6 protein-coding genes are annotated in these 3,316 nt (G+C 44.0%); all 6 read right to left on the minus strand.

Annotated elements, in window-relative coordinates; all coding sequences use genetic code 11:
- Window positions 1-137 precede the first annotated feature (137 nt).
- On the minus strand, window positions 138-260 hold the full coding sequence (locus DQ405_RS28865; protein ID WP_446730924.1) for a nucleotide kinase domain-containing protein: 123 nt from the start codon (window positions 258-260) through the stop codon (window positions 138-140).
- A gap of 43 nt (window positions 261-303) precedes the next feature.
- Window positions 304-624 carry a nucleotide kinase domain-containing protein gene (locus DQ405_RS28870; RefSeq protein ID WP_446730925.1) on the minus strand — a complete coding sequence of 107 codons (321 nt, stop codon included), beginning with the start codon at window positions 622-624 and terminating at the stop codon, window positions 304-306.
- Between the two features lie 81 nt (window positions 625-705).
- Window positions 706-1,548, minus strand: a complete 843-nt coding sequence (locus DQ405_RS26160; RefSeq protein WP_174824728.1) for a thymidylate synthase — start codon at window positions 1,546-1,548, stop codon at window positions 706-708.
- Between the two features lie 305 nt (window positions 1,549-1,853).
- Complete coding sequence (locus DQ405_RS27320; RefSeq protein WP_206678945.1) at window positions 1,854-2,429, minus strand: ImmA/IrrE family metallo-endopeptidase; 576 nt, start codon at window positions 2,427-2,429, stop codon at window positions 1,854-1,856.
- 18 nt (window positions 2,430-2,447) lie between these two features.
- Window positions 2,448-2,792 carry a helix-turn-helix domain-containing protein gene (locus tag DQ405_RS26170; RefSeq protein ID WP_168426464.1) on the minus strand — a complete coding sequence of 115 codons (345 nt, stop codon included), beginning with the start codon at window positions 2,790-2,792 and terminating at the stop codon, window positions 2,448-2,450.
- Window positions 2,789-3,103 (minus strand): hypothetical protein, encoded by a 315-nt coding sequence (locus tag DQ405_RS26175; RefSeq protein WP_124373600.1) that lies wholly within the window; start codon window positions 3,101-3,103, stop codon window positions 2,789-2,791. Before DQ405_RS26175 ends, DQ405_RS26170 begins: the two co-directional genes overlap by 4 nt.
- Between the last annotated feature and the right edge of the window lie 213 nt (window positions 3,104-3,316).

Here is a 3,316-nt window from a genome sequence, read left to right on the forward strand (position 1 = left end):
AAAATCAGTTATTTCGCTGTAGTTGACATCCGTAACAAACTGATAGGCAAGAAATCCCAATCGTAGGGTAGCCTTTAAAAAGTTCGAAGGCTGGCTGCATTTTGTTTAAGCTCGCAAGCTTACTTGTCCCAAACTTCCTAATCGGACATCATCATTTCTAATAACTTCAGGTGATTTTGGTGTTTCGCCGAATGCCCAAAAGCCGCACTTCCCGGAGGCATAATATATGCGGCCGAGTATATACGCCTCCCGGAAGCCATTGCCTGACTCAAAATACGGTCGTAAGAATTAAAACTGTAATCCTCATACGTTATCAAAACCAAAGGCTTTTTCTAAAAGCTGCCAGGTTTCAATTTTGTTGAAAATCTTAAAAAGCATCACCCTGAAAAAAACTTCATTTACAGAATTCGGAAGATCCTTTCTGTAGATAACACTTCTTATTAAGTATTGACTTACTCTATCGGATGCACGATACGCATTAGTAAATTTATGAACAGATAGAATAGGGTCTTCTGTCCAAGGTTTGGGACTACCTTCTAAACGTCGAAAGAAAATATTCTGTCTTTCAACTGCAAATTTCCAATATGTATCATATGCCTCTGTTATTTTTAWTTGGTAGCAGATGAGAAATCACTTTTTTCGACGGTACAGAAATACTAGCTTCTTTTTCCTGACCGAAGTCCAACCGAACGTTTTCCCCCTTCTTCACGCCACAGCTCCGACTTCAGAAGCTCTCACAACAGATTCTAATAGTTCGCCCTCAATACATTTCTCACATTCCGCTATTAACGGATCTAACGCTTCATTGGTCTTTGTTATTCTTTCGAGCTTAGCCACACCGACAATGACATTTACTCGACTTAACTTCATATTCATTTCATTAGCCATAAACGCACCTAGCTGAGCAATACCCAAATAGTTGCCATACGCCTTGACAAATAACTGCTGCGTTGCATAGAAAGAATTTACAACCAATCCATCTTTAGTAGGCTCAAAACTGATTTGTTGCATGCATGGAAACTGAAGCTGTGCATCCGCTATATGGTCTCTCTCAGGATCGAATATGCTGGCTTGAAACATCGACCTCCTCACTCCAGCTCTGCCATTATACTGAGAGAGTATCCATTCCAACTGATTGCCGTCATTTGGACCGCGCTTGTAATCTATAAGTCGTTCAAAATACAGACCGCGTCGATTCCCCTTTGCATTCATCGCTCGATACCTGGGGAACACATCTTTATACAACGAGTAAAAATAGGATCGATTACCCTGCGCGATTTGCCAAATACGCTGTGGAAAAATAGTATGAGCTACATCAGACACAGATCTGTGATCATTCGCCCTCAACAACTGATCCAGGGCAGCTCTTACGCCAGCGTGCTCGTTCGCTTTACCCGTCTCATCGAAACCAGTGAAGCTTAGTACTAAAGGTGCGATCTCATGACCGGTATGCCCAATTACATGCAGGATGGCTTTGGCCCAAGCTTTTGAAATGCTATCCTCATTTATCAGTAATGGTCCGTCCACAACAGCAATTCGTTTAGTCATCAGATGTATCCTCCAAATGGCGAAACCGAGCTAAGCCAACATATCTTTTGCGAGACACCCTTACATAAAGCGCCCAAGATGTACCCGGAAGTACTACTCTCGTGATACCAGTTTTCGTTGCTCTGAATAGCCTACCACTCGCAAGCTCCTTCTCTGGCATCAACACGGTGATATCTAATGCTACGCCGGCCGGTAACAAAACGAGTGCACCCTCTTCCATGTCGAGCGTCGGGGAAAGCCAATGGTGATCCACGATTGTAAGAGGCTCAGATACTACTTCGCCCAATATTTCTGATCTGATTGCTTTAGGAGTAACTTTTCCCAATTGATCTCGTCGAACCGGGTTTATCAGTTTCAGCGCATAAGCTAAGTGATTGACAAAGTGTTGCTTGTCCCACCCCAAAACTACATGCGATGGCAAAAAGCTCCAAAGGACTAGCTTTATTAGGATCCAAGTTTCTTAAATGAAATGCTTCTTTTACCCCCAGTGTCGGCATCAGAACAAATGCTCCGAAGGCATCTGCAAGTACTTCTTCTGGTGGACGGCTTGCACTACTCAACTGGCTATCATTAAGCTCGTCTATCGTTGAACCGTGTCCAAAGATATGGTGCCCAAGCTCATGCGCACATGTAAAAGCTCTGCGAGCTAGAGGCCTCAAAGATGAGAGGTGAATTCTCGGTTTTGGCTCTCGGTCGTACATGCCTTCCATGTTTATGTCATTGAAGCGCACTATTACTTTTAATTTTTCACAAAGGTCATATATGCATATAGGACTTTTTAGGTCGATTCCTGCTTTAGTTCTCGCAGTAATAGAAGCCTGCATACCTTTCATTGCCAATGCCTGGACGGTAGACGATTTTTGCCCTGTCTCTGCACTCATCCGGCGTCTCCCGCTTTATCATCTGAATCCCTCATCGAAAGCTAAAAGCCTAAGCAATTTATCTAAATCCTCAGATTTAAGTTTGCTCAGCTCTCTTGCCGCGAGCTGCAGGCGAGGATCATCAATGTCTAGCTGCTCAGGTGTCTCCCCCATAAGCCACGGAACAGTTACATCATAGGTTTCGGCGAACGCCCCTAACTCTTCTGCAGACACCTTACGATTACCTGCTTCAATCTCAGATACAGTTGGCCTGTGCATATTAAGCAATTTGGCGACTTGCCCTTGCGACAAGCCCGCCATTTTTCTGGCCTCCCGCAATCGATCTGCGATTAGAGCGCGCTTTGACTGCTGCGTATCCATCATTTCAATTTAACCTGCTTAACAATCTCTCCAGACTGCTCCTCAGCAAGCTTCATCACTACTGCCACAGTTTCATCTATAGTCAGAGCAATACAACTTTTCTCTTGGGCGAAAATATTCACGTCATCGGCAATCGAAATATCAAGCTTCGATGCAAGTATGCCGATAGCGACCGGCCAAATTTTACTGTCAAACTCAGCTAGTGCTTCCGTTGGCTTCGTCGTACCTTCCAGCTTTGGACAATCAAGCCCGCTTGTGGCTTGGATGAGCTGAAGAACCTCTACGAGCTTTTCCCGCACAAAGTCAGCATTCATATAGACCCCCATAAAATTCTTACCGCTAGTAAGAAAATCTTACCACCATTTTGAGAATTCACAAGATCCTTCTCTCGTACTTTTTTTGCTAGATGAAATAGGGTCAGTGACAGGACGCAAAGAAACGTCGCAGAAATCACCCACCCGTAAAACAGCAATGTTTTTTTACTCCCTATCAGGGGTAGTAATAGGGGTAGACGATGTGATGAAAAA

The organism is Pseudomonas sp. SST3, from assembly GCF_003325755.1.

Coding starts and splice junctions, on each gene's coding strand:
- DQ405_RS26160 (WP_174824728.1), bottom strand. CDS start 1,548: ATGACTAAACGAATTGCTGTTGTGGACGGACCATTACTGATAAATGAG.
- DQ405_RS27320 (WP_206678945.1), bottom strand. CDS start 2,429: ATGAGTGCAGAGACAGGGCAAAAATCGTCTACCGTCCAGGCATTGGCA.
- DQ405_RS26175 (WP_124373600.1), bottom strand. CDS start 3,103: ATGAATGCTGACTTTGTGCGGGAAAAGCTCGTAGAGGTTCTTCAGCTC.
- DQ405_RS28865 (WP_446730924.1), bottom strand. CDS start 260: ATGGCTTCCGGGAGGCGTATATACTCGGCCGCATATATTATGCCTCCG.
- DQ405_RS26170 (WP_168426464.1), bottom strand. CDS start 2,792: ATGATGGATACGCAGCAGTCAAAGCGCGCTCTAATCGCAGATCGATTG.